This window comes from Frigoribacterium sp. CFBP 13707 (assembly GCF_014842245.1).
Lineage (GTDB): Bacteria > Actinomycetota > Actinomycetes > Actinomycetales > Microbacteriaceae > Frigoribacterium > Frigoribacterium endophyticum.
In genome coordinates, this window is record NZ_JACYVL010000001.1 from 636112 (window position 1) to 662037 (window position 25926).

General features: G+C 74.7%; 29 protein-coding genes. 12 read left to right on the plus strand and 17 right to left on the minus strand.

Features of this window, described 5'->3' with window-relative positions:
- Positions 1 to 146 precede the first annotated feature (146 nt).
- From IFT45_RS02830 to IFT45_RS02840, 3 genes are all read left to right on the plus strand, one after another.
- Entirely contained in the window at positions 147 to 530 is a 384-nt protein-coding gene (locus IFT45_RS02830) for a DUF2256 and DUF3253 domain-containing protein (protein ID WP_056057139.1), read from the plus strand.
- A gap of 160 nt (positions 531 to 690) precedes the next feature.
- Entirely contained in the window at positions 691 to 1053 is a 363-nt protein-coding gene (locus IFT45_RS02835) for a YidH family protein (RefSeq protein WP_056057140.1), read from the plus strand.
- Positions 1054 to 1144: 91 nt separating this feature from the next.
- Positions 1145 to 1573 carry a DUF202 domain-containing protein gene (locus IFT45_RS02840; RefSeq protein WP_197982116.1) on the plus strand — a complete coding sequence of 143 codons (429 nt, stop codon included), beginning with the start codon at positions 1145 to 1147 and terminating at the stop codon, positions 1571 to 1573.
- A 148-nt stretch (positions 1574 to 1721) separates the two neighbouring features.
- Here IFT45_RS02840 and IFT45_RS02845 read toward each other — a convergent pair whose 3' ends face one another.
- The 3 genes from IFT45_RS02845 to IFT45_RS17695 all read right to left on the minus strand — a co-directional run bounded on the left by IFT45_RS02845 (position 1722) and on the right by IFT45_RS17695 (position 3893).
- On the minus strand, positions 1722 to 2240 hold the full coding sequence (locus IFT45_RS02845; RefSeq protein WP_192126583.1) for a DinB family protein: 519 nt from the start codon (positions 2238 to 2240) through the stop codon (positions 1722 to 1724).
- A 256-nt stretch (positions 2241 to 2496) separates the two neighbouring features.
- Complete coding sequence (locus IFT45_RS02850; RefSeq protein WP_192126585.1) at positions 2497 to 3042, minus strand: MOSC domain-containing protein; 546 nt, start codon at positions 3040 to 3042, stop codon at positions 2497 to 2499.
- Positions 3043 to 3092: 50 nt separating this feature from the next.
- Entirely contained in the window at positions 3093 to 3893 is an 801-nt protein-coding gene (locus tag IFT45_RS17695; protein WP_192126587.1) for a GNAT family N-acetyltransferase, read from the minus strand.
- 113 nt (positions 3894 to 4006) lie between these two features.
- On the opposite strand from IFT45_RS17695, the gene IFT45_RS02860 reads away from it, so the two are divergent.
- Entirely contained in the window at positions 4007 to 5104 is a 1098-nt protein-coding gene (locus IFT45_RS02860; protein ID WP_371810858.1) for an XdhC family protein, read from the plus strand.
- Positions 5105 to 5222: 118 nt separating this feature from the next.
- Positions 5223 to 6398 (plus strand): FAD-dependent oxidoreductase, encoded by a 1176-nt coding sequence (locus IFT45_RS02865; protein WP_192126589.1) that lies wholly within the window; start codon positions 5223 to 5225, stop codon positions 6396 to 6398.
- 44 nt (positions 6399 to 6442) lie between these two features.
- Here IFT45_RS02865 and IFT45_RS02870 read toward each other — a convergent pair whose 3' ends face one another.
- On the minus strand, positions 6443 to 6658 hold the full coding sequence (locus IFT45_RS02870; RefSeq protein ID WP_056057146.1) for a hypothetical protein: 216 nt from the start codon (positions 6656 to 6658) through the stop codon (positions 6443 to 6445).
- A gap of 131 nt (positions 6659 to 6789) precedes the next feature.
- Here IFT45_RS02870 and IFT45_RS02875 point away from each other — a divergent pair, with 131 nt between their 5' ends.
- The 4 genes from IFT45_RS02875 to IFT45_RS02890 all read left to right on the plus strand — a co-directional run bounded on the left by IFT45_RS02875 (position 6790) and on the right by IFT45_RS02890 (position 8559).
- Complete coding sequence (locus tag IFT45_RS02875) at positions 6790 to 6963, plus strand: antitoxin (protein ID WP_192126591.1); 174 nt, start codon at positions 6790 to 6792, stop codon at positions 6961 to 6963.
- A 120-nt stretch (positions 6964 to 7083) separates the two neighbouring features.
- Positions 7084 to 7569 carry a MarR family winged helix-turn-helix transcriptional regulator gene (locus IFT45_RS02880; RefSeq protein WP_192126593.1) on the plus strand — a complete coding sequence of 162 codons (486 nt, stop codon included), beginning with the start codon at positions 7084 to 7086 and terminating at the stop codon, positions 7567 to 7569.
- 86 nt (positions 7570 to 7655) lie between these two features.
- Positions 7656 to 8096, plus strand: a complete 441-nt coding sequence (locus IFT45_RS02885; RefSeq protein WP_056057151.1) for an OsmC family peroxiredoxin — start codon at positions 7656 to 7658, stop codon at positions 8094 to 8096.
- Between the two features lie 223 nt (positions 8097 to 8319).
- The gene (locus tag IFT45_RS02890; RefSeq protein ID WP_056057152.1) at positions 8320 to 8559 is read left to right on the plus strand and encodes a hypothetical protein; all 240 of its coding nucleotides are present in this window, start codon (positions 8320 to 8322) and stop codon (positions 8557 to 8559) included.
- A gap of 134 nt (positions 8560 to 8693) precedes the next feature.
- On the opposite strand, the gene IFT45_RS02895 is transcribed toward IFT45_RS02890, so the two are convergent.
- A complete protein-coding gene (locus IFT45_RS02895) occupies positions 8694 to 9446 on the minus strand; it encodes an HAD family hydrolase (protein WP_192126595.1) in 753 nt (250 codons plus the stop codon).
- A gap of 150 nt (positions 9447 to 9596) precedes the next feature.
- Here IFT45_RS02895 and IFT45_RS02900 point away from each other — a divergent pair, with 150 nt between their 5' ends.
- Positions 9597 to 10274, plus strand: a complete 678-nt coding sequence (locus tag IFT45_RS02900; protein WP_056057153.1) for an NADPH-dependent F420 reductase — start codon at positions 9597 to 9599, stop codon at positions 10272 to 10274.
- A 126-nt stretch (positions 10275 to 10400) separates the two neighbouring features.
- Here the strand turns inward: IFT45_RS02900 and IFT45_RS02905 are convergent, their stop codons facing one another.
- From IFT45_RS02905 to IFT45_RS02935, 7 genes are all read right to left on the minus strand, one after another.
- Positions 10401 to 12503, minus strand: coding sequence for a hypothetical protein (locus tag IFT45_RS02905; RefSeq protein ID WP_192126597.1), 2103 nt, complete (start codon positions 12501 to 12503; stop codon positions 10401 to 10403).
- 62 nt (positions 12504 to 12565) lie between these two features.
- On the minus strand, positions 12566 to 13579 hold the full coding sequence (locus tag IFT45_RS02910; protein WP_192046380.1) for a glycosidase: 1014 nt from the start codon (positions 13577 to 13579) through the stop codon (positions 12566 to 12568).
- 129 nt (positions 13580 to 13708) lie between these two features.
- The gene (locus IFT45_RS02915) at positions 13709 to 14542 is read right to left on the minus strand and encodes a carbohydrate ABC transporter permease (RefSeq protein ID WP_056057158.1); all 834 of its coding nucleotides are present in this window, start codon (positions 14540 to 14542) and stop codon (positions 13709 to 13711) included.
- Between the two features lies 1 nt (position 14543).
- Positions 14544 to 15557: a carbohydrate ABC transporter permease gene (locus IFT45_RS02920; protein WP_370543620.1), complete on the minus strand. Its 1014-nt coding sequence runs from the start codon at positions 15555 to 15557 to the stop codon at positions 14544 to 14546.
- A 3-nt stretch (positions 15558 to 15560) separates the two neighbouring features.
- On the minus strand, positions 15561 to 16847 hold the full coding sequence (locus tag IFT45_RS02925) for a sugar ABC transporter substrate-binding protein (protein WP_082514597.1): 1287 nt from the start codon (positions 16845 to 16847) through the stop codon (positions 15561 to 15563).
- Between the two features lie 69 nt (positions 16848 to 16916).
- Positions 16917 to 18047, minus strand: a complete 1131-nt coding sequence (locus tag IFT45_RS02930) for a hypothetical protein (protein WP_192046306.1) — start codon at positions 18045 to 18047, stop codon at positions 16917 to 16919.
- A 128-nt stretch (positions 18048 to 18175) separates the two neighbouring features.
- A complete protein-coding gene (locus IFT45_RS02935; RefSeq protein WP_185233767.1) occupies positions 18176 to 19192 on the minus strand; it encodes a LacI family DNA-binding transcriptional regulator in 1017 nt (338 codons plus the stop codon).
- A gap of 173 nt (positions 19193 to 19365) precedes the next feature.
- On the opposite strand from IFT45_RS02935, the gene IFT45_RS02940 reads away from it, so the two are divergent.
- Positions 19366 to 20670 carry an AI-2E family transporter gene (locus IFT45_RS02940; RefSeq protein WP_244637589.1) on the plus strand — a complete coding sequence of 435 codons (1305 nt, stop codon included), beginning with the start codon at positions 19366 to 19368 and terminating at the stop codon, positions 20668 to 20670.
- On the opposite strand, the gene IFT45_RS02945 is transcribed toward IFT45_RS02940, so the two are convergent.
- Together IFT45_RS02945 and IFT45_RS02950 are read right to left on the minus strand one after the other, a co-directional pair.
- Entirely contained in the window at positions 20667 to 20876 is a 210-nt protein-coding gene (locus IFT45_RS02945; RefSeq protein ID WP_185233769.1) for a hypothetical protein, read from the minus strand. The genes IFT45_RS02940 and IFT45_RS02945 overlap by 4 nt on opposite strands.
- Entirely contained in the window at positions 20873 to 21247 is a 375-nt protein-coding gene (locus tag IFT45_RS02950; protein ID WP_192126598.1) for a hypothetical protein, read from the minus strand. The genes IFT45_RS02945 and IFT45_RS02950 overlap by 4 nt, the downstream gene beginning before the upstream one ends.
- A gap of 137 nt (positions 21248 to 21384) precedes the next feature.
- Between IFT45_RS02950 and IFT45_RS02955 the strand changes: the two genes are divergently transcribed.
- The gene (locus tag IFT45_RS02955; RefSeq protein WP_192126600.1) at positions 21385 to 21909 is read left to right on the plus strand and encodes a DUF6578 domain-containing protein; all 525 of its coding nucleotides are present in this window, start codon (positions 21385 to 21387) and stop codon (positions 21907 to 21909) included.
- An 80-nt stretch (positions 21910 to 21989) separates the two neighbouring features.
- On the opposite strand, the gene IFT45_RS02960 is transcribed toward IFT45_RS02955, so the two are convergent.
- From IFT45_RS02960 to IFT45_RS02970, 3 genes are all read right to left on the minus strand, one after another.
- A complete protein-coding gene (locus IFT45_RS02960; RefSeq protein WP_192126602.1) occupies positions 21990 to 23951 on the minus strand; it encodes a beta-L-arabinofuranosidase domain-containing protein in 1962 nt (653 codons plus the stop codon).
- Between the two features lie 65 nt (positions 23952 to 24016).
- Positions 24017 to 24778 (minus strand): carbohydrate ABC transporter permease, encoded by a 762-nt coding sequence (locus IFT45_RS02965; RefSeq protein WP_167261346.1) that lies wholly within the window; start codon positions 24776 to 24778, stop codon positions 24017 to 24019.
- A 128-nt stretch (positions 24779 to 24906) separates the two neighbouring features.
- Positions 24907 to 25899 carry a carbohydrate ABC transporter permease gene (locus tag IFT45_RS02970; RefSeq protein ID WP_056057170.1) on the minus strand — a complete coding sequence of 331 codons (993 nt, stop codon included), beginning with the start codon at positions 25897 to 25899 and terminating at the stop codon, positions 24907 to 24909.
- Positions 25900 to 25926: the final 27 nt, after the last annotated feature.

Here is a 25926-nt window from a genome sequence, read left to right on the forward strand (position 1 = left end):
TGTTCTCGTCGTCGGCGGGCTGATCACTCTCAAATTTGAGAGGACAGGAAGAGCGGAGGAGCGGAAGAGCCGAGGAGCGGTAGGCGGGCGGGCGCTCGGCGCTCGGCGCTCGGGCGGCTCACGGAGGCGGGGAGCAGCATGGGGCCATGCCCGAGCACGACGAGAAGACCTGCCGCTCGTGCGGCCGCCGCATCGAGTGGCGCAAGAAGTGGGCCGCGAACTGGGACGAGGTCGCGTACTGCAGCGACGCGTGCCGAAAGCGCAAGGTGTCGGCGCTCGACCGGGAGCTGGAGGAGCGCATCCGGTCGCTCCTCGCCAGCCGGGCCGCCGCCTCCACCATCTGCCCCTCCGACGTCGCCCGGTCGATCGCTCCCGACGACGAGGCCGCCTGGCGTGACCTGATGGAGCCGGTGCGCCGCGCCGCCCGCCGCCTGGTCGCCGCGGGCGAGGTCGACATCACCCAGGGCGGGTCGGTCGTCGACCCGTCGACCGCGAAGGGACCGATCCGCATCCGTCGCCACCGCGGCTGACCCGCGCGCGGCCCGGCGAGCCGGCCGAAGCGAGCTGGCCGCCGCGAGCCGGTCGCCGCGTCGGGCACCACGTCCTCGCACGCGAACCACGCCGCGGCGTGGTTCTGGAGCGAGGAAGTGGTTCGTCGCCCCGCGGGGCTGCCCGCAGTAGCGTGAGGGGGTGACCGCGCGCCGCTTCCCCTCGTCCGTCTACGGCGTGGGCAGCGAGCCCGACGCCCGCTTCACGCTGGCGAACGAACGCACCTTCCTCGCGTGGATCCGCACCGCCCTCGCCCTGCTCGCCGGCGGCGTCGCCCTGGAGGCGCTCGGGCTGGGCCTCGAACCGCACCTCCGGCTGGCCGCCTCGCTCGTGCTCATCGTCGCGGGCGTCGCCACCCCCGTGCAGGCCTGGTTCGGCTGGGCCCAGGCGGAGCGGGCGCTGCGGCTCGGCCGCCCGCTGCCCTCGGCTCGGCTGGCGCTGCCGATCGGCGTCGCCGTCGTGGTGGCCGGGGTGCTCGTGCTGCTCGCGGTGGTGCTCGCGTGACCCGGGGGCCGGCCGGGACGTGCCGGGGGGCGGCGGGGCTCACGCGCGCGGCGCCGCGCCGGTCGGCTGCGGGGCGCCGGTCCACTGCAACTTGCACGCGCGCGGCACCGCGCAGGTCGGCGGCGGCGTGAGCGAGGGAGGCGCGGGTCGCGTCGACCGCTCCGCCCGCCCGTTCGACTCCGGGCTGCAGCCCGAGCGCACCGCGCTCGCGTGGCGGCGGACGGCGCTCGCCCTCACGGTGGGGTCGCTCGTCGGGCTCCGCGTGCTGCCCCTGCTGCTCGGCGACGGCGCCGCGACGTACGCGGTCGCCGGGCTCGGGGTCGCGGCGTCGGTCGCGGTGCTCGTGGGAGCGCACCGGCGGTACCGGCGGGTGCACCGCCTCCTCACCTCCGGGGCGGACGACCGCGCCCCGATCGGCGGCGGGCTGTTGCCGGCGGCGGTCGCGCTGCTGACGTTCGCGGCGGGCGTCGCGGCGCTCGCGCTGGCGCTGGCCGGCGCCGCGGGGGCCGGGCAGGGCTGAGCCGCGGCGGCGGCGCACCGCTGCTGCGGGTCGGCGGGTCGGCGGGTCATCGCGACCCCGGGCGGCAGCCGGGAACGAGCCGGCGGGTCGCCGTCACTGCCGGCGGGTCAGCGCCCGCCCGCCCAGGACGACGCCGACCCGCCGCACCTCAGCGACGCACGTCGTGGAGGTGGTGCACCGGGTCGTGCACGAAGTAGCGCGCGAGCGACTCCACCGTGAAGGCCGAGCCGTCCGACCGGAGGCCGGTGCGACCGAGCTGCTCGTCGGCCACGGCCTCGAAGCGGGCGGCGACGACCTCGGCCGCGGCGACCAGCTCGGCGGCGACCGCGGCCGGCTGCTGCTCGGAGTAGCGGTCGGCCACGGCGGTGGCGTCCTGGTCCCAGTTCGCGAAGGCGGGCGCCTCCTCGCGGAGCATCAGCGCGAGCCGCTCGTCGAACACCCGGAAGACGTCGCGCACGTGGGCGCCGTACTCGAGGGCCGACCAGGTGCGGTCGTCGGGGCGGACGGCCGCGTCGGGGGCCGCGAGCACCCCGGGCCACGCCGCCGCGTTGTCGCGGACGAGGCGCGGCACCTCGCGGAACTCCGTCGCCGGCCCGTCGTACCCGCAGTCGCTGCAGGTCTCGTCGAGCACCCAGGTCCAGTTCTTCGTGTCGGGGACGATCGCCATGTCGCGACGCTACCGACGCCCCGGGGAGGCGCGCCACCGACATCCTGCCGACCAGCGACGAGCGCCTGCCGCGGCCGCGTGGCCGAGGCTCGTTCGCCTCCTCCGGTGCCGCAATTCCCGACCATCTGCACCCGAGGGCACACCTGGTGCGGGAAAGATCACGTATTGCAGGCTCGGCGGTCGGCATTTGCAACCACCGGCACGCGAGCAGCGGCGGCGGCGCGGGTCAGACGGGCTGGAGCGGCGGCGGCGCGGGTCAGACGGGCTGCAGCGGCAGCGGCTCGCCGGCGGGCAGCTCGACGACGACCTCGTCGCCAGCACGCACGGTGCCGCCGACGAGCACGACCGACATGACGCCGGCGCGGCGCTCGACCTGGCCGTCGGGGCCCCGGCCGACCATCTGCTTCAGGAGCCCCGGCTCGAAGCCCTCGATCTGCGTGCAGGGGTTGCGCAGCCCGGTCACCTCGACGACGGCCTCCGCCCCGAGCCGCAGACGGGTGCCGGTCGGCAGGCCGAGCAGGTCGACGCCCCGGGTGGTGACGTTCTCGCCCATCTCGCCGGGCGAGACGTCGAGGCCGGCCGAACGCGCCTCCGCGAGGACCTCCTCGTGCATCAGGTGCACCTGCCGCAGGTTCGGCTGGCTCGGGTCGCGCCGCACGCGCGACCGGTGCTGCACCCTCGTGCCGGAGTGCGCGTCGCCCTCCACGCCGAGCCCCGCCACGAGCGTGATCTCGTCGACCACCGGCTTGCTGAAGCGGTGGGCGGAGTCGCGGCTGACGGAGACGACGGAGGCGCGGGTCATGACCACATCCTGCCCCCGGTCGGCGGCGGGGTCACCCCCTCCGCCCGATCTCAGCGCACGGCGGGGGTGACGAGGATCACGACCGACGCCGTGGGCTCCCAGCCGAGCGACCGGTAGAGCAGGGCGCCGTCGACCGAGGCCACGAGCAGCCCCCGGGTCGCACCGCGTCGCCGGGACTCGGCGACGAGGGCGTGCACGACCGCCCCGCCGAGGCCGCGGCGGCGGTGCTCGTCGTCGGTCTCGACGCGGTCGAGCACGGCGGTGCCCGCGGGGGTCAGGGCCGCCCGGCCGGTCGCGGCGTCGTCCCCCTCGCCGGGGTGGCCCTCGCCGACCCAGGCGGTCGCCCGCAGGACGGGGGCGGGGGCCGCCCCGACCTCCTGCACGTCGAGCTCGTAAGGCGCCGGCACGTCGCGCACGGCCTGCTGGTCGAGGGCGATGCCCATCAGCGACTCCTCGGCGCTCCGCACCTCGAAGCCGGAGCGCCGACCGGCCGCCACGACGGCCTCGGGGTCGTGGCCGACCACGGTCACCCAGACGCGGTCGCCGAGACGCCCGACCTCGGCGGCCTCGGCGAGCACGGCGGCGAGCTGCTCCGTGCGCGCGGCGCGGGAGGCGGCCGAGGAGGACGAGGTGGCCGAGGCAGCCGAGGAGGACGAACCCGCTCCGGGGCCGCCGTCGAGCGGCACCACGAACTCGGCCCAGCGGTCGGGGTGCCCGAACGGCACGCGCCACGAGCCGTCGCGCTCGACGGCGACGACACCGCGCGAGGCCGTCCAGCCCACGACCCAGTCGGCCACGACCTCGCGGAGGGGACGGGCGGAGGCGGGGGGCGGCACGGCGGGGTCGGTCACCCCCCGAGTCTGCCGCAGCCGGGCGCGGGCCCGCGGCAGGCCCGCGCCCGGGCGCCGGGTACGATCGGCGGACCCGTCCGCGCGCCCCGCGCGCCCTCCCCCGAGGAGCCCCCGTGTTCGAGATCGCCGACCGCCTGCTCGCCCGCCTCGACGCGGGCGAGCGCGTCGCGGTCGCGACCGCCGTCTCGGTCGTCGGCAGCGCGCCCCGCACGGTCGGCACCTCCATGGTCGTGACGGCCGAAGGCACCGTGATCGGCAGCATCTCCGGCGGCTGCGTCGAGGGGGCCCTCTACGAGGCGTGCGAGCGGGTGCTCGCCGACGGCGTGCCCCTGCTCGAGTCGTTCGGCTTCAGCGACGAGGCCGGCTTCGAGGTCGGCCTCAGCTGCGGCGGCACCATCGAGGTCGTCGTGCAGCGGCTCTCCGCCGACGACGACGAGGTCGTCCGCCAGCTGCGGGAGGCGCGGGCCGGCCGCCCGGCGTCGCTCACGCGGGTCGTCGGCGCGGCCGCCACGGCCGACGGGCGCGACGCCGCCGACCGGGACACCACGGGCGACGCCGACGCCACGCGAGGCACGGCCGGGCCGGCCGGCACGGCCGGCACGGCCGGCACGGCCGGCACGGCCGGCCCGCGCCTCGGCGACGTCGTCGACCCGGCCGACCTCGACGCGTGCGCGGGGCTCCGCCTGGTGACCGAGCGCTCGGTGCCGGCCCCGCGACTCCTCGTGGTCGGGGCCGTGGAGTTCGCGGTCGCCCTCTGCGCCGCCGGCTCCGCCCTCGGCTACCGCGTCACCGTCTGCGACCCGCGGCCGGTCTTCCTGACCCCCGAGCGCTTCCCCTCGGCCGAGGAGGTCGTCGTCGCCTGGCCGCCGACCTGGCTCGCGAGCACCGAGGTCGACGAGCGCACCGTCGTCGCCGTGCTCTCGCACGACGACCGGTTCGACGCCGAGCTGGTCGCGGCGGCGCTCGCCTCCCCCGCCGCGTACGTCGGCGCGATGGGGTCGCGCGGCACGCACGAGCGGCGCGTCCGCCAGCTGCGCGCCCTCGACGTCGACGAGGAGTCGCTGGCCCGCCTGCACTCCCCCATCGGGCTCGACCTCGGGGCGAGCACCCCGGAGGAGACGGCGATCTCGGTGCTCGCCGAGGTGCTCGCGGTGCGCTCGGGAGCGACGGGCGTGCGGCTGCGCGACCGCTCCGACCCCATCCACCGCTGACGGGCGCCCCGTCGCCGTCGCCGACGCCGACGAACTGACCACCGACTGATCAACGAACCACCTCGTGACGTGGTTCGTCGATCAGTCGGTGGTTCGGGGGCCCCGCTACCCTCGCAGGATGACCGAGCCGAGCCCCGTCGAGAGCACCGCCGCGCAGCCCGCCTGGGACCACGTCGTCGTCGGGGCCGGCGTCGTCGGCGCCGCGACGGCCCGGGCCCTGGCCCGGTCGGGCGCCCGCGTGCTCGTGGTCGAGCGGTTCGCGCGCGGCCACGAGGCCGGCTCGTCGCACGGCGCCACCAGGATCTTCCGCCGCGGCTACACGGCCGACGACTACGTCGCGATGACCGGCGCCGCCCTCGCCGAGTGGCGCGAGCTGGAGCGCGAGACCGGCCGCGACCTGCTCGACCTCACCGGCGCCGTCGACCACGGCGACCCCGCCGTGCTCGACGCGATCCAGGCCGCGTTCGAGCGCGCCGGCGTCGCCCACGAGCGCCTGGCCCCCGCCGAGGCCGAGGCCCGCTGGCCCGGGCTCCGCATCGACACGAGCGCGCTCGTCCACGCCGAGGCCGGCCGCCTGCGCTCCGCCGACGCCATCGAGGCGATGCTCGACTCCGCGGTCGCGCACGGCGCCGAGCTCCGCTTCGAGACCCGCCTGCGCGACCTCGACCTGACCGACGAGGGGGCGGTGCTCCGCCTCGAGGGCGCAGGAGGCGCCTCCTCGGTGGTCCGCGTCGCCAGCGTCGTGCTCGCGGTCGGCTCGTGGGCCCACGACCTCGTCGCCGAGCACGCCGCCGCGGCGGGCACCCCGCTGCCCCCGGTGCGCGTGACGCAGGAGCAGCCGGCGCACTTCGCCTCCGCCCTGCCCGACGAGGCGTGGCCGAGCTTCGTGCACTACCCCTCCGACCCGGCCCTGCGCTCCGTGGTGAGCAGCGTCTACGGGCTGCTGACGCCGGGCGAGGGCGTCAAGGTCGGCACCCACGGCACCGGCCGCGAGGTGCACCCGGACGAGCGCGACTTCGCGCCGACCGCCGAGGGCACGGCGGTGCTGCGCGAGTACGTCGAGCGGTGGGTGCCCGGCGTCGACGTCGACAGCCTCGTGCCGATCAGCTGCCTGTACGACACGACCCCGACCGAGGACTTCGTGCTCGACCGGGTCGGCGCGGCGACCGTCGCGACCGGGTTCGCGGGGCACGGCTTCAAGTTCGGGCCCCTGCTCGGCACGCTGCTGGCGGGCGTCGCGACGGGCACGCCGGCCCCCGAGAGGTTCCGGCTCGGGGCGGTCGCGGCGAGCTGAGGCGCCGGGCCGCCCCGCGCGGGCAGTCGGGCGAGCGGCTCAGCTCAGCCCTGTGCCTGGCTCTCGCCGCCGCCCGGGCGCACCTTGGCGGTGTCGGCGACGTCGATGCGCGTGACGCCGTCGGGGCGCTCCTCGGTCGTGATGCGCGGAGCCGCGTCCGTCTCGTCCGACTTCGGCGCCCGGGTGAGCTGGTCGTGGCGCTTCTCGTCGGCGGTCATCCCCGTGCTGTCGGGGGCGTCGTGCTCGCTGTCGTGGCTCATGCTGCGACGCTACGCGACCCGGTCGCCGCGCGGCCGGGGTACACCCTGGGACGACGCCCGGGCGGGCCGGGCGCAGGCTGGGGTCGACCGCGGGGAACGCCGCGGCGCCACCGACGCAGAAGGAGAACACCATGGCAGGCATCGCCGACAAGGCCGGAGACTTCCTGAACAGCGACAAGGGCGAGAAGGTCTCGGACGCCGGGCTCGACAAGGCCGGCGACGCGGCCGACAAGGCCACCGGCGGCGGCCACTCGGAGCAGATCGACAAGGCCACCGACGCTGCGGACGAGAAGGTCGGCGACTGATCCACGCCGTCCGTCCCGAGACCCGTCGCCCCGCCTCGCGGGGCGACGGGTCTCGTCGTCTCGGCCCCCGCACTGCATTGCGCTCAACCGAGTTGCGCGCGATGTGGTAGCGTCACGACCATGACGACGACGAGCGCGACCCCGGTGGCGGAGGCGACCACCGCCTCCCCGGCGACCGCTCCCCTGCTCGACGAGCAGATCTGCTTCGCCCTCTACGCGGCGTCGCGCGCCCTGACCGCCCGATACCGCGAGCTGCTCGAGCCGCTCGGCCTGACCTACCCGCAGTACCTCGTCATGCTCGTGCTCTGGGAGCAGGGCCCGACCGGTGTCTCCGCCCTCGGCGAGCGCCTGCACCTCGACTCGGGCACCCTCTCGCCGCTGCTCCGCCGCCTCGACGCCCAGGGCCTCGTGACCCGGGCGCGCGGCGGTCGCGACGAGCGCGCCGTGACGGTGTCGCTGACCGCGGCGGGCGACGACCTGCGCGGCCGGGCCGCGCGCATCCCCGAGAGCATCTGCGCCGCGACGGGGCTCCGGCCCGCCGACATCGCCGACCTGACCGAGACCCTCGGCACGGTGGCCGACAGCGTGCGCGCGGCGTCCTCGTAGGCCGCCCCGCGACTCCTCGGCCCTCGGCCCCCTGACTCCTCCGACCACCCGCGACACCCGACCCACACCGACGAAAGAGAGACAGCATGCCCACTCGCACCGCTCGCACCGCCTGGAACGGAAGCCTCGAGACCGGCGAGGGCCAGGTCGAGATGACCAGCTCCGGCGTCGGCACGTACGACGTGTCGTTCCCGAAGCGCGCCGCTGACGAGGCGAACGGCTCGACCAGCCCCGAGGAGCTGCTCGCCGCGGCCCACTCCGCCTGCTACGCCATGCAGTTCAGCGCCGTGCTCGGCGCGGCCGGCGGCACGGTCGAGGCGCTCGACGTCAAGGCCGACGTCACGCTCGGCCCGGACTCGGCCGGCGGGTTCCGCCTCACGGGCATCGCCCTCACCGTCCGCGGCGAGGTCTCCGGCATCGACGAGGCCGCCTTCCAGGCCGCCGCGCAGGACGCCAAGGAGACCTGCCCGGTCAGCAAGGCCCTCACCGGCGTCGAGATCACGCTCGACGCGACCTTCGAGGGCTAGGCAGCCGCACCGCCTCCCTCCCGGGCGCCCCGTCACGCACGTCGTGGCGGGGCGCCCGTGCGTGGTGGGCGCGAGCGCCGCGCCGGCACCGCCCCGGCACAGTGTCGGCACCGCGCCGGCACCGCCCCGGCACCCGGACTGGGGACGCCGCCGCACCCAACCCGGCGCGGCCGCGCCCCGAAGACTCCTCGACCGCCCGCCCCGACGACACCAGGAGGACACGATGACGCCGCGCGACTCCTCCCTCGACCGCCCCGCCCGCTGTGCCGAGTGCGGCGGCCCGGCCCGTCTCGTGCGGAACCCGTTCTTCGGCTCGGGGCTGTCGGTGCACCCCGAGCTGCTGACCTGCACCTCGTGCCGGTCGGTCACCTTCGTGCCCGCGCCGCCGCGGCGGGCCTGCACGCCGCCGGCCGGCCGACGCCGCGGCCTCCGTCGCGTCGCGCGCTGGTTCTGCCGCCGCTGACGCGCCGCCGCCGAGCCGAGCTGAGACACACCACGTCCTCGCCGGCGAACCACGCCGCGGCATGGTTCGGGTGCGACGACGTGGTTCGTCGCCGTCCGACCGCCGCGTCGGCGCTCAGGCGCCGAGCCGCCCGATCACGCGCCGAGCCGCCCGATCACGCTGTCGTCGAGGCCGCGCAGCAGAGCGGCCACGTCGTCGACGACCTCGGCCGCGCCGGCCTCGGTGAGCTCGCTGCGCGACATGCCGCCGGTCAGCACGCCGACGCAGGCGACGCCGGCCCGCCCGGCTGCCTCGACGTCCCACACCGCGTCGCCGACCATGACGGCGTGGTCGGCGTCGACCCCGGCCTCGTCGAGCGCGGCCTGGACGATGCCGGGGTCGGGCTTGGCCGTCTCGGCGTCCTCCGACGAGGTGACGGCCCAGAGGGCGCCCTCGACGTCGAGCAGGGGGCGCAGCACCTCGAGCTCCTCCTCGGGGGCGCTGGTCGCGAGCACGACGCGGTGCCCGCGGCGGCCGATCTCGGCGAGCAGCTCGGGCACCTGGTCGAAGACGTGCAGGTCGGTGTCGCCGTGGGGCAGGTAGTGCGCGGAGTGGCGCTCCTTCGCCTCCTCGCCCCGCGCCTCCGCGACGTCGTCGCCGAGGAGCGAGCTGAGCAGCAGCGAGCTGTCCTTCCCGATCGCGCGGTGGATCCGCCAGCTGTCGACGGGGTGCCCGATGTCGGCGAAGGCCTTCGACCAGGCGTCGACGTGCGCGTAGTTCGAGTCGACGAGCGTGCCGTCGATGTCGAAGAGGACGGCGGTCGTCGGGGCGTCGGACCCGGCGGAGTCGCGGGTCGGGTCGGAGGAGGAGGAGGAGGACTGGTCGGAGGCGCGGGTCGAGTCGGTCATGCCCCCAGCCTGCGCCTGCAGACCGTGCACCGTTCGGGGCTGGACACGCGCCTCCCGCGTCCTGTCGGGCCGGGCGACACGGCTGGGCGCCGCCTCCGAGATGGCTGGGAGCGGGAACACGCGGCCGCCCGACGGGCGTTGGCTGACGACATGACCACATACGGAATCATCGGAGCAGGCAACATCGGCAGCCAGGTCGCCCGGGCCCTCATCGCCCAGGGGCACGACGTCGTCATCAGCAACTCGCGCGGGCCCGAGACCCTCGGCGACCTCGTCGCCGACCTGGGCGAGAAGGCGCGCGCCGCGACGTCCGAGGAGGCGGCGGAGGCCGGCGAGGTCGTCGTCGTCACGGTGCCGCTGAAGAACTACGAGCAGGTGCCCGTGGCCCCGCTCGCCGGCAAGGTCGTCATCGACACGAACAACTACTACTTCGAGCGCGACGGGCAGATCCCCGCCCTCGACAACGGCCTCGACACCGTGTCGGGCATGCTGCAGCGCCACCTGCCCGAGAGCAAGGTCGCCAAGGGCTTCAACCACATCATGGCGAAGGACATCACGACCGACGGCAAGCCCGCGGGCGACCCCGACCGTCGTGCGCTCGCCACCTCGAGCGACTTCGAGGAGGCCGCCGAGCTCGTGCAGCGCCTCTACGACGAGATCGGCTTCGACACCGTCAACGTCGGCCCTCTGAGCGAGAGCTGGCGCGTCGAGCGCGACCAGCCCGCCTACGTCGTGTCGCAGACCCGCTCGGAGCTCGTCGAGAACCTCGCGAAGGCCACCCGCGCCACCGCGACCGCCGAGCCGGCGCCGCACCCCTCCGAGGCGTAGCCCCCTCGCCCCGCCCGGCGTGAGCTGAGCGGTGCGGTCGGCACCACGCGTCGAGCCCCGGACCGGACGCCGCACCCTGACCACAGGGCGCGGCGACCGGTCCGGGGCTCTCTCGTTCCCGCCGGCCTAGCGCGTCACGACGACGAACCCGCCGGCCTTGACGAGCACCACGCTGCGGCCCGACACGGCCTTCTCCGACACGAGCCGGCCGCGCGAGTCGTAGCTCGACACCGTCGACCGGGTGCCGGATGCCCCGACCGTCGCCGGCAGCGGCAGCCGCGACGTCGACGACACCAGGTCGGTCGCCCGCCCGCCGGCCCCGGTCAGCGACAGCCGCTGCACGAGCGGCCGCACGATCAGCGCGTCGATCGTCACGGGCTGCGAGCCCCGGGCGGTCACGGTGACCGCGGTGGCGCCCGGGCCGACCGGCACGGGCAGGGTCTGCGGCAGCAGGGCCCCGGAGGCGCCGGTCACCCCCTGCGCGCCGACCCGCGTCGACAGCGTGCCGAGCGGCACCTTGCCGGCACGCCAGACCGAGGTCGAGACGACTCCCTCGGCACCGAGCAGCACGGGCTCGACGTGGCGGAGCCCCGACCCGGCGGGCACCGTGATGGTCGCGGTCTGCCCGGGCCGGAGCGTGAGCGCCGAGCCACCGCTGAGCTGCGACTCCCCCGTCCACGCCGACTCGGGCGTGACGACCGTTCCCGTGGTCGCCGTGGCAGCCTCGGCCTCGACCGTCGTGAGGCCGTCTCGGGCGGCGACCGTCGTCGACGCCTGCGCGAGCGCCGAGACGTCGGGCGCACCGTCGAGCGCGATCATCGAGAGGAGGCCGTGGATGGTGCTCTCGGCCCCGCTGTTGCGGTTGACGCTGCCGTCGGCCTGCACGCCGTCGTTCGTCACGCCCGTCGCCCGGTCGTAGACCGGCTGCCCGGCGCGGTTCGTGCCGAAGTACCAGCTGGCGGCCGCCGCGGCGACCTCCCGGAACCCGGCGCCGCCCGAGGCGTCGGCCACGGCGAGCGCCGACTGCAGGCGCGAGTCGGCGCCGTAGGCGATCTGCGTCTGGTCGACCGGCGTCGGGTACCAGGCGTTGTCGGGGCCGCTCGCGGTGAGCAGGGTCGTGGTGAACGACGCCGTGTCGACGACGGCGGGCGCGAGCAGGTCGGCACGGCCGAGCACGGTCGAGGCCCGCGCGAGCGCGGCCGGCATCTGCGACGCCCACGAGTGCCACATCGACCGCGAGTTCGTCCAGGGCAGCACGGCCCCGTAGGGCCAGGTCTGCGGGTCGCCGGAGGCCATGCGGGCCACGCCCTCGGCGAGCTGCGTCGTGGCCGTCCGCACGACGGCGTCGTCGGGGGCCGCGGCGACGTACGCGCCCAGGCCGAGCACCGCCTCCGCCGTGGCGTCCGCGCCGTCGACGATCAGCCAGGCGGGCACCTGCACGCCGTCGGCGACGTCGTACTGCCCGTACCGCGAGAGGGTGTCGCGCTGCAGCGCCGCGACACCGAGCTGGAGGCGCTGCTGCAGGAAGGCCGCGAACTCCGGGTCGTCGTCGCGGAAGGCCGCGAAGCCCTCGCCGAACGCCCAGAGGCTGCGGGCCAGCCAGTAGCTGTTGCCGCTGTCGGACGGGTCGGGCAGCTCGACCGGCACCGGGCTGCGGTTGAACGTCCCGTCGGGCTGCATCCACAGCACGACGTTGCCCGCGGCCGGGCCGGAGGTGGTCTGGAAGTACGCGGTCGCGCGCAGCAGTTCGTACGCCTTCTCGCGGCTCGCCTGAGCCCCGGTCAGCTGCCAGTCGCGCAGGTAGACGACGGCCGCCCGCGAGACGTCGTCGGAGTTGTACGCGCCCTGGCCCCAGTACCCGGTGGCCGGGTCGAGCGGCCCGCCGCCCACGCGGGCGAAGGCGCCGCCGTCGCGGGCGTCGGCGTACGTCCACGGCAGCGTCAGCGTCGGCTCGGAGTCGAGCCGGTAGGAGGTGTGGCCCTCCTCCGGCGCCGGCGTCGCCTGGTCGAGGAGGAAGTCGAGGTGGGCGAGGTTCGTCAGCGGTGCCGGGGCTGCCGCGGGCGCGCCGGCCGCCGGGGTGGGAACCGCCGGAGCCGCAGGGGCGGGAGCCGCCGGGGCGGGAGCGGCGGGAGGCGCGGCGGAGGCGGGCAGCGCCCCCGTCGCCCCCAGCGCGAGGGCTGTCGTGGCGGCCAGGGCGAGCCCGGCCCATCGTGCGGTGCGTGCGGTCATCGTCGACCGCCTCCTTCTGTCTCGTCGTGCGGGGTGCTGGGGGTCAGGCGCGGCGGTGGGGGTCAGGCGCGGTCGAGGCGGGCGACGCCGATCTTGGAGTCGGCCATGCCGTAGAAGACCCACGGCACCCCGTCGACCTCCTCGATCGCGGTCGGGAAGACGACGTTCGGCACGATGCCGGCGCGCTCGTCGTCGGTCTCGGCCTCGAGCAGCGGCTCGGCCGAGCGGGCGAGCACCCGGGAGGGGTCGTCGGCGTCGAGGATCATCCCGCCCGCGGCGTAGTTGACGTTCTGCTGCTGCGCGAAGGCGTCCTCGATGACGCCGGTGACGCCGTGGTGCAGCAGCAGCCAGCCCTCGGGCACGCGGCGCGGGGGCGGGCCGCCGCCGATCTTGAGCTCCTCGAACGGGGCCGCGGGCCCGGCGACCGGCCGGTGCTGCCCCCAGCGGGCGAGGGCGCGCAGGTCGCGCTCGACGGCCTCGACCGGCACGTAGCTGATCCAGATCGAGTGGCGGCCGTCGGTCACCCCCGCCGGCAGCGGGCTGCCCTCGCCCGGCACGGTCGCGCCGATGTGCCACATCGGCCGGTGCAGCACGGCGAAGCTGCGCACCCCGTCGGGCGCCGTCACCGCCTCGGGGAAGAACGTCGTGTCCTTGTTGTGGAAGAGGCCGAGGTCGGTGTCGAGCTCGTCGACGTAGTCGAACGTCACGGGCCCGAGCCGGCGCCACTCACGCAGGTCGTCGCTGACGGCGACGGCGGTGCGCGGGCCGAGCGGCCCGTACGCGACGTAGGTCATGACGTGCAGGCCGAGCTCGTCGACCCGGGTGACGCGGGGGTCCTCGACGCCGGAGTGCGTGGCGCCGCGCTCCCAGCCGCGGTCGGGGGCGAGCACGACGCCCTGGCGCTCGACGCCGACGGGCACGCCGTCGTCGACGAGCACGCGGGCGAGGCCGACGCGCGAGACGTTGCCCGCGGCGACGAGCCGCGGCAGCAGGTAGAGCTCGCCGTCGGGCCCTCGGCCCGAGCCGGGGTTGAGCACGCCCTCGGCCTCGAGCGGGTCGCCCGGGTCGGGGGTCATGACGACCCCGGCGCGGGTCAGCCGGTAGGGGAAGGCGCCCGGCGCGACGGCGGTGGCGGAGCCGCCCGAGGGGCCGGTGGAGGCGGTGGAGGCGGTGGTGGGGGATGCGGTGGTCACGGGGATCTCCTGTCAGCCCTTCACGCTCGAGCCGACGTCGGTCGAGATGAAGTAGCGCTGGAACACGATGAACAGCACGACCACGGGCGCCGCGAGCACGACGGCCCCGGCCAGGGTCGCGCCGAAGGGGTTGGCGGCGGTCGCGGCGACGTTCGAGATGTAGTTCGCCAGCGAGACCGCGAGCGGCTGCATCGATGCCTCCTTCGTGATGAGGAACGGCCAGAGGAACTCGTTCCACGGCCCGATGAAGGTGAGCAGCAGCGCCGTGACGAGGGCCGGCCGCACGAGCGGCAGTGCGATGTTCCACAGCAGCCGGAACTCGCCGGTGCCGTCGATGCGGGCCGCCTCGAACAGCTCGCGCGGCAGCTGGAGGAAGTACTGCCGGAAGATGATGACCGCCGTCGAGTTGATGGCGAACGGCAGGATCATGCCCAGGTAGCTGTCGCTGAGGCCGTAGTTGCGGGCGATCAGCACGTAGAGCGGGATGACCAGCAGCTGGAACGGCACGACCTGCACGAGCAGCGCCAGCGCGAACGTCACCCCGCGCCCCCGCCACTGCAGCACGGCCAGCGCGTAGCCGACGAGCACGCCGAAGACGACCGTGCAGACCAGCACGCCCCCGGTGAAGATGCCCGAGTTCACCAGCCCGGTCAGCAGACCGATGCGGCTGTCGATGGCGGCGTAGTTCGCGCCCGTCAGGTTCGACGGGTGCGGGAAGGCCCCGGCGACGGTGGGGTCGGGCTTCGTCTGCAGCGAGCCGATCACCATGTAGTAGAAGGGGAAGAGGAACGCGAGCGCCCCCACGGCGAGGACGACGCCCCGCAGCACGACCTGGAACCTCGACATGTCAGTCCTCCTTCCCGCCGGCGAAGCGGTTCTGCAGCAGCGCGATCACGAGCACGAGCACGACGAGCACGACGCCGATGGCGGCCGCCTGGTCGGGGTTCCCCTGCTCGATGCCCTTCTGGTACATCAGCAGGACGGGCGAGGTCGACGCGCCGTTCGGCCCGCCTCCCCCGGTCAGCAGGTAGGGCTCGGTGAACAGGTTCGCGCCCGTCACGGTCGAGACGAGCAGCACGAGCACCGTCGCGGGCCGGACGCCCGGCACGGTCACCGTGAAGAACGACCTGACCACGCCGGCGCCGTCGCTCGACGCCGCCTCGTAGAGCTCCTTCGGCACGTTCTGCAGCGCCGCGAGGTAGAGCAGGATGTAGAACCCGAGCTGCTTCCACGTGACGAACAGCGCGATCGAGGGCATCGCCCAGGCCGAGTTGATGAGCCACGACGGCGACGGCGCCAGCGGCCCGAGCACCTGGTTGACGAGCCCGTTGCCGTTGAACAGGAAGAGCCACACCGCGACGACCGCGACGCTCGCGGTGAGGTACGGCACGTAGTAGGCCACCCGCAGGAAGCCCTTGAACCGCACGACCTTGTTGAGCGCCGTCGCGAGCACGATGCTCAGCACGACCGTGAGCGGCACGTTGATGACCAGGAACACGCCCACGTTGCCGAACGACCGCAGCACGGCCGGGTCGGTGAACGCGGTGACGAAGTTCTGCAGCCCGACGAACGGGCGCTCGACCTGGGCGCCGGGGGCCGTGAAGAAGTAGTCGTGGAAGGCGATGTACACCGCGTAGCCGAGCGGGTACGCGAAGACCGCGAGCACGAAGACCAGGTACGGCGCGCTGAACAGCAGGCCGAGGGGGTTCTTGCCGAGCGGGCCGCCGCGACGACGACGCACGGGGCCGCGACCGCCCGACCGGGCCCCGCCGGGGCGGGGGCGACCCGAGGAGGCGCGGGGCGCCTCCTCGGAGCCGCCGCCGGCCGCCGGCGTGGCCGGCTCGGCGCTGAGGGTCGACACGGCCTAGCCCTGGGCCGCGAGCTCGTCGACCTTCGTGGCCGCGTCGCCGAGGGCCTGGTCGACGTCGCCCTCGCCGAAGATGACGCTCTTCGACCAGGCGTCGCGGAGGGCCTGCAGCTCGGCCACGGTGTTCGGGCCGGACGGGACCTCGATGGTGCGGGCCGCCTGGTCGCCGAAGAGCGCGTAGGCGGGGTTGGCCTCGAAGTAGTCGGCGTACGTCGTCGCGAGGTCGGTGCGGATCGGCATCTGGCCGGTCGTCTCGAGCAGCGCGCGGTCCTGCTCCTCGCTCGTGGAGAACTTCAGGAACTCCCACGCGGTGCCCTGGTTCTCGCACGCCGTGTACATGCCGACGTTCTTGGCGTCGCTGAAGGTGTACGTCTCGTCGGCGGGCGTGCCGTCCTCGGTCGGCACGGGCACGGCGCCCCAGTTCACGTCCGAGTAGACGTTCACGGCCCACGGCCCGACGATCGACATCGCCGCCTCGCCGTCGGCGAACGAGTCGCCGGTGTACTGCTCCTGGCCGGCGAGGCCCTGGTCGTAGAGGTCGCGCCAGAACCCGGCGACGGTCTCGCCCTCGTCGTCGGCGAAGGTGGCCTTGCCGTCCTCGACGAGGCCGGTGCCGCCGGTCGCCGCGGCGTAGAGCGGCATGAAGTCGAACTGCGTCTGGAAGAACTCGCTGGTCGGCGCCGGGTGGATCGCGTAGTCGGAGACGCCCGCGTCGACGAGCGTCTTGCTCGTGGCCAGGAAGTCGTCGTAGGTCGAGAGCGCGGGGGCCTCGGCGTCGAGGCCGGCCTGCGTGAAGAGGTCCTTGTTGTAGAAGATCATCACGGGGTTCGACTTCCAGGGCAGCTGGTAGTACTTCCCGTCGGCGTCCTGGTACTGCTCGGCGAGGTCGCCGCTGCGCTCCTCGACGTAGTCGGCGCCGTCGTCGAAGCTCGACAGGTCGACGAGCCCGCCCTGCTTCTGGAACTGGCCGACGGCGCTGGGGGCCGTGTTGTAGACGAGGCAGGGTGCGTTGCCGGCCGTGATGGCGGCGCCGATGACCTCTTCGCTCGACTTGCCGGCGGGGATCTCCTGCCCCTTCACCTGCTCGTCGGGGTGGTCGGCGTTCCAGGCCTCGACGGCGGCCTTGCCCCAGGCGACCTCCGACTCGTTGTTCGAGTACCAGATCGTGATCGGCCCCTTCGCGGTGAGGGCGTCGCCGCCGCCTCCCCCGCCGCCGGAGCAGGCGGTCAGGCCGAGGCCGGCGAGCAGGACGGTGGCGCCGATGAGTGTGGTGCGTCGTTGCACGGTGTTCTCCTTGATCGGGTGGTGCGCTGTGAGGGGGTGCCGCCACCGGCGAGCCGGCGCGGGCGGAGGTCAGGAGGCGCGGGTCGGGCCCGCCGCCTCGCGGTAGACGTAGAGCTCGCGGCGGCCGGGAGGCGCGTCCCAGCCCTGTGCGAAGGTCCAGCGGCCGTCGACCCGGCTGAGCCCGCCCCAGCTGAGCGAGCCGCCCGGCGTGAGGGCGAGCTGCTCGAACGGGCGAGCGACGTCGTAGAGGGCCTGGCTCGCGGCGAAACGTCCGTCCACGTCGTGGAAGACGTCGAGCACGAGGTGCCCGTCGCCGGTGACGATCGCCGCGGCGACCTCGTGCAGGTGGCCGCCGACGCTCGACAGGTCGAGGTAGTCGACCGGCTCGAAGGCCCAGGTGCGCATGTCGTCGGAGCGGCCGACGTGCAGCACGCCGTCGAAGCCCTCGCTGACGAACATCAGGTACTCCCCGCCGAGGCGGACGGCCTCGCCGTGCTCGTCGCGGGGCACCACGGCGCCCTTCGCCCAGAGCCTCGTCTGCTCGGGCGGGGCGATCGGGCCGAGGCGCTGCCAGGTCACGAGGTCGTCGCTGACGGCGAGCATCATCTCGCAGCCGACCGCCCCGACGGGGTAGCCCGTGCTCGGGAACGCGGCCCGCGCCTCCTCGGTGATCGGGTGGACGCCGTTGTAGAACAGCCACCAGCGGCCCTCGGCGCGGTACACCTTCGGGTCCTCGGTGCCGAGCAGCTCGAGGTCGTCGGTCGGGCGGACGACCGGGTTGGCGGGGTCGTCGACCCACGAGGCGCCCGGGGCCGTGAGGTCGAGGGTCGCGTGGCCGATGCGGCTGCCGAGGCTCTCCTTGACGGGCGACGCCCGGTAGAAGAGGTGCAGCGTGCCGTCGTGCTCGACCATCGAGGGGTTGTAGAGCGACGAGCTCGTCCAGCCGATGCCGTCGGGGTCGCTCCACTGGCCCTCGAGCGTGAAGGTCAGGGCGGGGTCGGGCTCGAACGGGCCGACGGCCCAGTCGGGGCGGTCGGGGCCGTAGGCGGCCGGGCCGGAGAAGGTCAGCTGCGCGAGGGCGCCGGTCTGCTCGTTCTCGTGCACCAGCGCGTCGTCGAGCACGGCGCGGAGGGCGTCGGGCGTGAGCGGCTCGAGGCGACGGGCTGCGTCGGTGCTGGTGTTGCTGCTGGCGGGGGTCATGGGGCTCCGACTTCGTCGTCGTGGCGGTCTGGCTGGCGTGGCTGATGGTTACCGAAACGTTTCGGTAGACAGGAAGCTAACACGGCCGGGCACCGAGCGGAAGGGGCTCGGCCGACGAGGCGCCGGGCTCAGCGCGCGGCGGGGGCGGTGGAGTCGCGGACGAGCAGGCGGGCCGGCGCCACCGAGGCGTCGGGCCCGGCCTGGCCCTCGACGGCCGCGAGCAGCAGCCGGGCGGCCTCGGCCCCGATCAGCCGGGGCGTCGTCGTGAGGGTCGTCAGCGCGGGGCGCACGTACGAGCCGAGCTCGATGCCGTCGAACCCGGCGACGCTGACGTCGTCGGGCACGCGGACGCCGAGCCGGTCGGCCTCGGCCATGAAGCCGATGGCGGCCAGGTCGTTCGCGCAGAAGACCGCGGTGGGCCGCTCCGGGCGCGACAGGAGGTCGGCCGCGGCCCGACGCCCGCCGTCGTAGGTGAAGTCGGCCTCGACGACGACGCCGGGGTCGTGGCCGGCGGCGACCAGCGACTCCTGCCAGGCCTCGACGCGGTGGACGGCGTGCACGAAGCGGGCGGGCCCGGCGACGTGCGCGAAGCGGCGGTGCCCCAGCCCGACGAGGTGGTCGACGAGCTCGCGCACGCCCGCGGCGACGTCCTGCCGGACCGCCGGGAGGGGGAAGCCGGGGGCGGGGTTGACGCCGACGGCGGGCAGGCCGAGCTGCTGCACGAGCGGCACGCGCGGGTCGTCGACGACGAGCTCGTTGAGGAACACCCCGTCGACGCGGCGCCCGGCGGCGAGGCGGCGGTAGCGGTCGAGGGTCTCGTCGGCCGCGGAGCCCATCTGCAGGATGAGCGCCCAGCCGCGGGGGTCGAGCACCGACTCGAGGCCGCCGATGAAGCTGCCGAAGAACGGGTCGCTCTCGAGCACGAACGGGTCGCGGTGCACGACGAGGCCGACGGTGAACGCGCGCCCGGAGCTGAGCGAGCGGCCGCGCACGTTCGGCACGAAGCCGAGGTCGGCGGCGGCCTGCTTGATGCGCGCGCGGGTCTGGTCGGAGACCCCGGGCCGGTCGTTGAGGGCGCTCGACACCGAGCTGATCGCGACCCCGGCGCGGGCGGCGACCTCGACGATGGTGACCCGCTGGGTCATGTCGCGCCTCCTCGCCTCGCCCGTGACGGCTCCGCCGCGGCGAGCGCCGCGGACCGGGTCGATGCTACGGCAGGCGTCGCGGCGCCTCGCGGCCTGGCCGTTCAGCGCGCGTGCACGAGCGGGTCTGCGGACTCACAGCCGTTCCATCGGATCCCGCCAAGAGACTGCACGACATGCACCTTCCCTGGCACCGCGGGCGCGCGGACGACGACGCGGCCACCTCGACGGGCACTGCCGACCTCGACGTGTCGGTCGCGTCTCCCCGGGCTCCTGCCGCGACGGTCGTGCCGGAGGCGGCGGTCGCCTCCGCGGGCGCGGTCGTGCCGGAGGCGCGGGTCGCCTCCGCGGGCGCGGTCGCGCCGCCTGCCCCCTCGCCCCCGGCCGCCTCGGCCGTCCCGCCCGCGATGCAGCTCGCCGGCGCCTGGGGCTGGCGGCTGCTCGTCGTCGCCGGCTGCCTCGCCGTCGCGGGCTGGCTGATCGCGACCCTCGAGGAGATCGTGGTGCCGCTGCTCATCGCGATCCTCATCTGCGCCCTGCTGCAGCCTGTCGTGCGCCTGCTCACGCGCCGCCGCCTCCCCCACTGGCTCGCGATCGTCATCGCGCTTCTCGGCCTCGTCGTCGTGGTCGGCGGGCTGCTCGTGCTCGTCGTCACGCAGGTCCGGGCCGGCGCGGACGACCTGACGGCGAAGGGGGTGGCGTCGTACGACGCGCTGCGGGAGTTCCTCCGCACCTCGCCGCTGCAGCTCACCGACCGGGAGTTCGACCAGTACGTCGGCCAGGCCGGGCAGGCCCTGCAGGACGCGAGCCAGCAGATCCTGAGCGGGGTGGCAGCCATCGGCTCCGCGGCCGGGCACGTGCTCGCGGGCGGGCTGCTGACGCTGTTCGCGACGATCTTCCTGCTGATCGACGGCCGCGGCGTGTGGCACTGGGTCGTGGCGCTCTTCCCGCGCGCGGCGCGGCCGGCCGTCGACGGCGCAGGGCTCGCCGGGTGGCAGACGCTCGCGTCGTTCGTGCGGGTGCAGGTGGTCGTGGCCGCGGCCAACGCGGTGGGCATCGGGCTGTTCGCGGCCTTCCTCGGGCTGCCGCTGGCCATCCCGATCGCCATCCTCGTCTTCCTCGCGTCGTTCATCCCCGTCATCGGCGCGATCGTGACCGGGGCCCTCGCCGTGCTGCTCGCGCTCGTCGTCGCGGGCCCGGTGCAGGCGCTCGTGATGCTCGGCGGGGTGCTGCTCGTGCACCTGCTCGAGGCGCACGTGCTGCAGCCGCTGGTCATGGGAGGCGCGGTGCGGGTGCACCCGCTCGCCGTCGTCTTCGCGGTGGCGACCGGGTCGCTCGTCGCGGGCATCCCCGGCGCGCTGTTCGCCGTGCCGACGGCGGCGACGGTGAACGTCATGGTGAAGCACGTCGCCTCGGGGCGGTGGCGGGCGGCGGTCGAGGGGCCGGCCCTGCCCGACGGCACGCCCGCGAAGGGCGCCTAGCGGCGGGCGGGCCCCCGGGCCGGCCAGGGGTCGACGGAGCGCGAGCCCGCACGGGAGCGCTGCTCGGAGCGGAGCAGCCAGCGGCCGAGGCGGCCCCGGAGGGTCGCCTTCTGCGCGGCGTCGCGCGCCCACCGTTCGTCGATCATGTCGACGATGGCCCGGAACTCCGCGAGCACCGCAGAACGAGCTGCGTCGTCGTCGGTCATGGCTCTTCTCCCGCCTCAGGGTCGCGACGACCCTCCTCGTCACCGAGGTCGAGCCGCGCGATCTCGATTCCGATCACACGTGCTATCGCTTCATCCTCCCGGGTCGCCCAGGGCGACGCAAGGAGGACGCACATCATCGCCGCACCAGCACGCTGCTGGTCGGTGCTGCGCCCCAGGCACCTCTCCAGGGTCCACGACCACCTCGTCCACCACTGCTCACGCACGGTCGCGGCGTCGAGGCGGCGTCGTGACCGGCGAGCGTCGGCCACGGTCGCCCCGACGCTGACGACGGAGACGACCGCGGAGACGCAGGCCGCGAGGAACACGGCGGCGGCGCCCGGCGGCCAGGCGGCGAGGTCGAGGAACGGCATGGCTCCAGGCTGACCCACCTCCAGGGGCGGACGGAGACGACACGGCTCCGCCTGTGGACGGCGGGACCTGTGGACATGGAGGGAGCTCGAGGGCCGGGGCCGACCCGTGCGGCTCGTCGGCGTGCTTCGCTGGGCGGATGCGCATCGGAGTGTTCGTCTCGAGCTGGGAGCAGGGCTGCTGCGGCACGGCGGCCGGCATCGGCGACGAGGTGACGTGGGAGCTGACCTGGGGCCGCGAGTGGATCGAGGCGTCGTACGGCCCGGAGGAGGCGGCCGGCGTCGACTTCGCCGAGACACACCACGGCGGGGACGATGCGCCCCGGGTCGCCGTGGCCGGGCGGATCCTCTCCGTCGACGCCGTCCGACAGCGCTCCCACCGACCGGACCCCGGGGGCCCGTGGACGAACGTCGTCGGCGAGTCGACCAGCGTCGCCGTCGAGCGCCTCCCCGGCCACGGCGAGGACGAGGACGAGGCCGGGGCAGCGGTCGCGGTCTCGGTCGCTCTCTCGGACGAGAACGACGCCTCTCGACCGTTCGGGCCAGGCTTCATCCTGCGGTCAGCGGGGCCCGACGCCCTCGACCTCGCCGGGCAGAGCGGCGTCGCCGGGTGGAGGGTCCGCCTCGACGTCGACGACGGCACCGCCCTGCCGGACGCTCGCTGACGGGCCCTGGCCGACGACGCGGACCAGGCACGGCCCGGACGACGACCGTCGGCGTACTCTCGAGCGGCCCTGGCCCGGCCTCAGCCCCGCCCCTCCCCCACCGGCAGCCACACGCGCATCGTCGACGGCCCGCGGTTGCCCCACGAGGCGTAGGGCACGAGGTCGACGCGGCCGAGCTGCTCGACCGTCGCCGCGACGGACTGGCCGTACGGCCAGGGCGCCGGCCGGGTCCAGCTGCGGGTCAGCGCCACCCGGGCGCCGGTCGGCGTCGTGACGGGGGCGACCCGGGTGTCGACGAGGACGTCGGCGACGCTGCCCGAGGGCAGGTCGACCGACTCGAGCGCCAGCACCAGGGGCCCCCGCTGCACGGCCACCTGGCCGCGCACCGCGTCGATCCGCGGGTCGGGGTGCACCCAGGAGGCGCGGGTCGGCAGGTCGAGGACGACCACGTCGCCCGCCGCGAACGCCTGCCGCACGACCACCGTCGAGGTCGCGTGCCGGCTGACCTCGCCGTCCGGCGCGACCAGGGTGACGGCCGCGCCCTCCGTCCACGACGGCACCCGGAGCGTCAGCTCGACCTCGCGGTCGGTGGCCTCCCGCCAGGTCACCTCGACGCGGCCGTCGAACGGGTACCCGCTCGCCACCGAGAGGGCGACGGGCGTGCCGTCGGGCAGCTCGACGTCGACGTCGTAGCTGCCGTACTGGTGCAGCTGCACGCCGTCGTCGGTGCGGGTCGCGAAGTACTGCTCCACGCTCGCCAGCGTCCGCGCGACGTTCGTCGGGCAGCACGACACCTCGAACCACGGCGCTCGGAGGCTCGACAACGCGCGGGCGTTGACCTCGAGCTCGTCGGGCGCGGTGCCCTCGGTGCGCTGGTGCAGCGTGTTCGTGTAGAAGAAGGCGCGCCCGTCCTCGCGGGGTGACGCCAGGACGACGTTGAGCAGCGTGCGCTCGATCAGGTCGGCGTACCGGGCGTCCCCGTCGGCCAGCAGCAGCCGCCACGACAGCATCGTGGAGGCGATGCCGGCACAGGTCTCGGAGTACGCGCGGTCGGGCGGAAGCTCGTGGTCGGCACCGAACGCCTCGTCCTGGTGGTGGGAGCCCATGCCGCCGGTCACGTACGTGCGGTGCGCGACCGTCGCCTCCCACTGTCGGCGGACGGCGTCGGCCAGCTCGTCGTCGCGCGTCTCGACGGCGACGTCGAGGGCTCCGGCGGCGAGGTACAGCGCGCGCACGGCGTGGCCGCGCAGCACGTCGGCCTCGCGCACGGGCCGGTCGTCCTGGAAGTACTCGGCGCCGTACTCGATCTCGGCGAGCAGGCCCCGGCCGCGACGGTCGACGAAGAGCCGGGCGAGCTCGACCCAGCGGGGCTCGTCGAGCGCGCGACCGAGCTCGGCCAGGGCCACCTCGATCTCGGGGTGACCGCAGATCGCGACCCGCCCCTCCGGCCCGAACTCACGCCACAGGTGCTCGGCCAGACGGCGACCGACCTCGACGAGGCGGGGGCCGGTGCCCGTCCGCTCCGCGGCGACGACGGCCTGCAGGAGGTGGCCCATGGAGTACAGCTCGTGGCCCCACTCGAAGTCGCTCCACCGGGCGCGCTGCCAGGGGCGGCCGAAGCTGGTGTGCAGGTAGCCGTCGTCGTCCTGCGCGCCCGAGACGCGCTCGACGAGGTCGTCGTAGCGGCGCTGCAGGTCGGGGTCGTGCTGACGGCCGAGCTCCCACGCCATGCCCTCGAGCAGCTTGTAGACCTCGCTGTCGACGAACTCGATGCCGGAGTGCTGCCACTCCACGTCGACCTGGTCACGGCCCGCGGCGGCGAGGTCGAAGTTGCGGATCCAGCCGATGCGCTCCATCCAGTCCTCACAGTGCCGCAGCACGACGTCGGCGTTGAGCTGCTGCTTCTCGGCCCAGAACCCGCCGGTCAGGCGCACCTGGGTCGCGTCGAGGGGGGTCAGCGTCGACGTGCGGGGGTCGACGGGCCCGGCGAACCGGCGCCGGTCGCCCGCGAGCGTGGTGGGGCGGGGGGAGGTGGTGGTCACGGTGGTGCTCCTGGTCTCGGGGGGTACGGCGACGGGCTGCGCGGCGAGGGGCCGGGTGGTCACGGTCAGTCCTTGACGGCGCCGGCGGTGACGCCGGCGGCGACGTAGCGCTGGGCGACGACCAGCAGCACCGTCGCGGGGATCGAGGCGACGACCGCGGTCGCCATGATCGAGTTCCACTCCTGGTTGTTGTTGCCGATGTAGCGGTAGATGCCGAGGGTGATGGTCTGCGCGTCGCCGCCGCTGTTGAGGGTCGACGAGAAGACGAAGTCCGACCAGGCCCAGAGGAACGCGAAGAGACCGACGGTCACGGCCGAGTTGCGGCTGACCGGCAGCACGATCGAGACGAAGGTGCGCCAGGTGCCGGCCCCGTCGAGCTTCGCGGCCGAGAGGAGCTCGTCGGGGATGCCCTGCATGAACGCGGTGAAGATCAGCACGCCGAAGGGCACCGCGAGGGTCGAGTCGGCGATGACGAGGCCCCACCACTCGTTGAGGATCCCGAGGTTGAGGTAGATGGCGTAGAAGCCCATCGCCATGATCACCTGCGGGATCATCTGCGCGACGATCATCACGAAGCTCAGGGCTCCGCCGCCGACGGGCCGCAGCTTGGCGAGCGAGTAGGCCGCGGGGGCCGACAGCGCGATCGTCACCACGACGGTGCCGAGCCCGACGAGCAGGCTCGTGCCGAGGTACGGCAGCTGCTCGCTGACGACGGCGCGGTAGCCGTCGAGGGTCGGCTGCGCCGGGAACCACGACGGCGGGCTCTGACGCATCTGCGCCGTCGGCGTCAGCGAGACGTTGATCATCCAGTAGATCGGGAACAGCATCACGGCGGTCAGCGCGACGCCGACGACGGTGGTGCCGAGGCTGCGCCGGCCGAGGCGCCTCGAGGAGGCGCGGCGTGCGTCGCTGGGCGGGCTCGCTGCCCCGGTGGGCCGGGTGGTGGTGGCGGCGGTCACGAGTTCGCCTGCTTCCTCTGCACGCGCAGGTAGACGAGGCCACAGATGAGGGCCATGACGATGAGGAGGTTGCCCACGGCGGCCGCGGGCCCGAAGGTGGGCAGCGTCGAGCCGAAGCCGAGCTGGTACGACCAGATGGCGAACGTGGTCGAGGCGTCGCCCGGCCCGCCGCGCGACATGATCCAGATGATGTCGAAGACCTTCAGCGTGTAGACGAGGCCGAGCAGGATCGTGATCGCCGAGACCGGCCCGAGCAGCGGGAAGGTGATGCGCCAGAACGCCTGCCACGCGTTCGCGCCGTCGAGCGAGGCGGCCTCGTAGACGTCCGCGGAGATGTTCTGCAGCCCGCTGTAGAGGATGACGAGGTTGAACGGGATGCCGATCCAGATGTTGGCGATGATCACGCTCGTCAGCGCCCACTGCGGCGAGGTCAGCCAGTTGACCTGCTCGCCGCCGACGGCACGGATGACCGAGTTGACCACGCCGCTCTCGCTGTTGAGCATCCACGACCAGGTCGAGGCGCTGACGATGAGCGGCAGCAGCCACGGCACGAGGAAGAGCGCCCGGAGCGTCGACGAGAGCGGGAACTTCTGGAAGAAGAAGACCGCGAGGGCCATGCCGATCGAGAACTGGAACGCGATCGAGATCGACGTGAAGAGGAGGGTGTTGACGAGGGCGGGGCCGAAGGTGGGGCTCTGGAAGACCTCGACGAAGTTCTGCAGCCCGATGAAGGGCGCGGTGCCGTCGATGAACGACCGCACCGTGTAGTCCCGCACGGAGAGGTCGACGTTCCGCAGCAGCGGGTAGACGTAGAAGACGGCGAGGTAGGCGACCACCGGGGCGAGGAACGCCCAGGCCGCGGCCTGGCCCGGCTCGACGCGTCGACGGCGGCGCGCCGCGGAGGGGTCCGGCGGGGCGCCGGGGGCCGGCGGGGAGGCCGGCCGTGCTGCTCGGGTCGCCTCCGGGCGGGGGACGGTGTCGGTGGTCATCTGCTGCTGCTCCTCGTCGGGGGACGG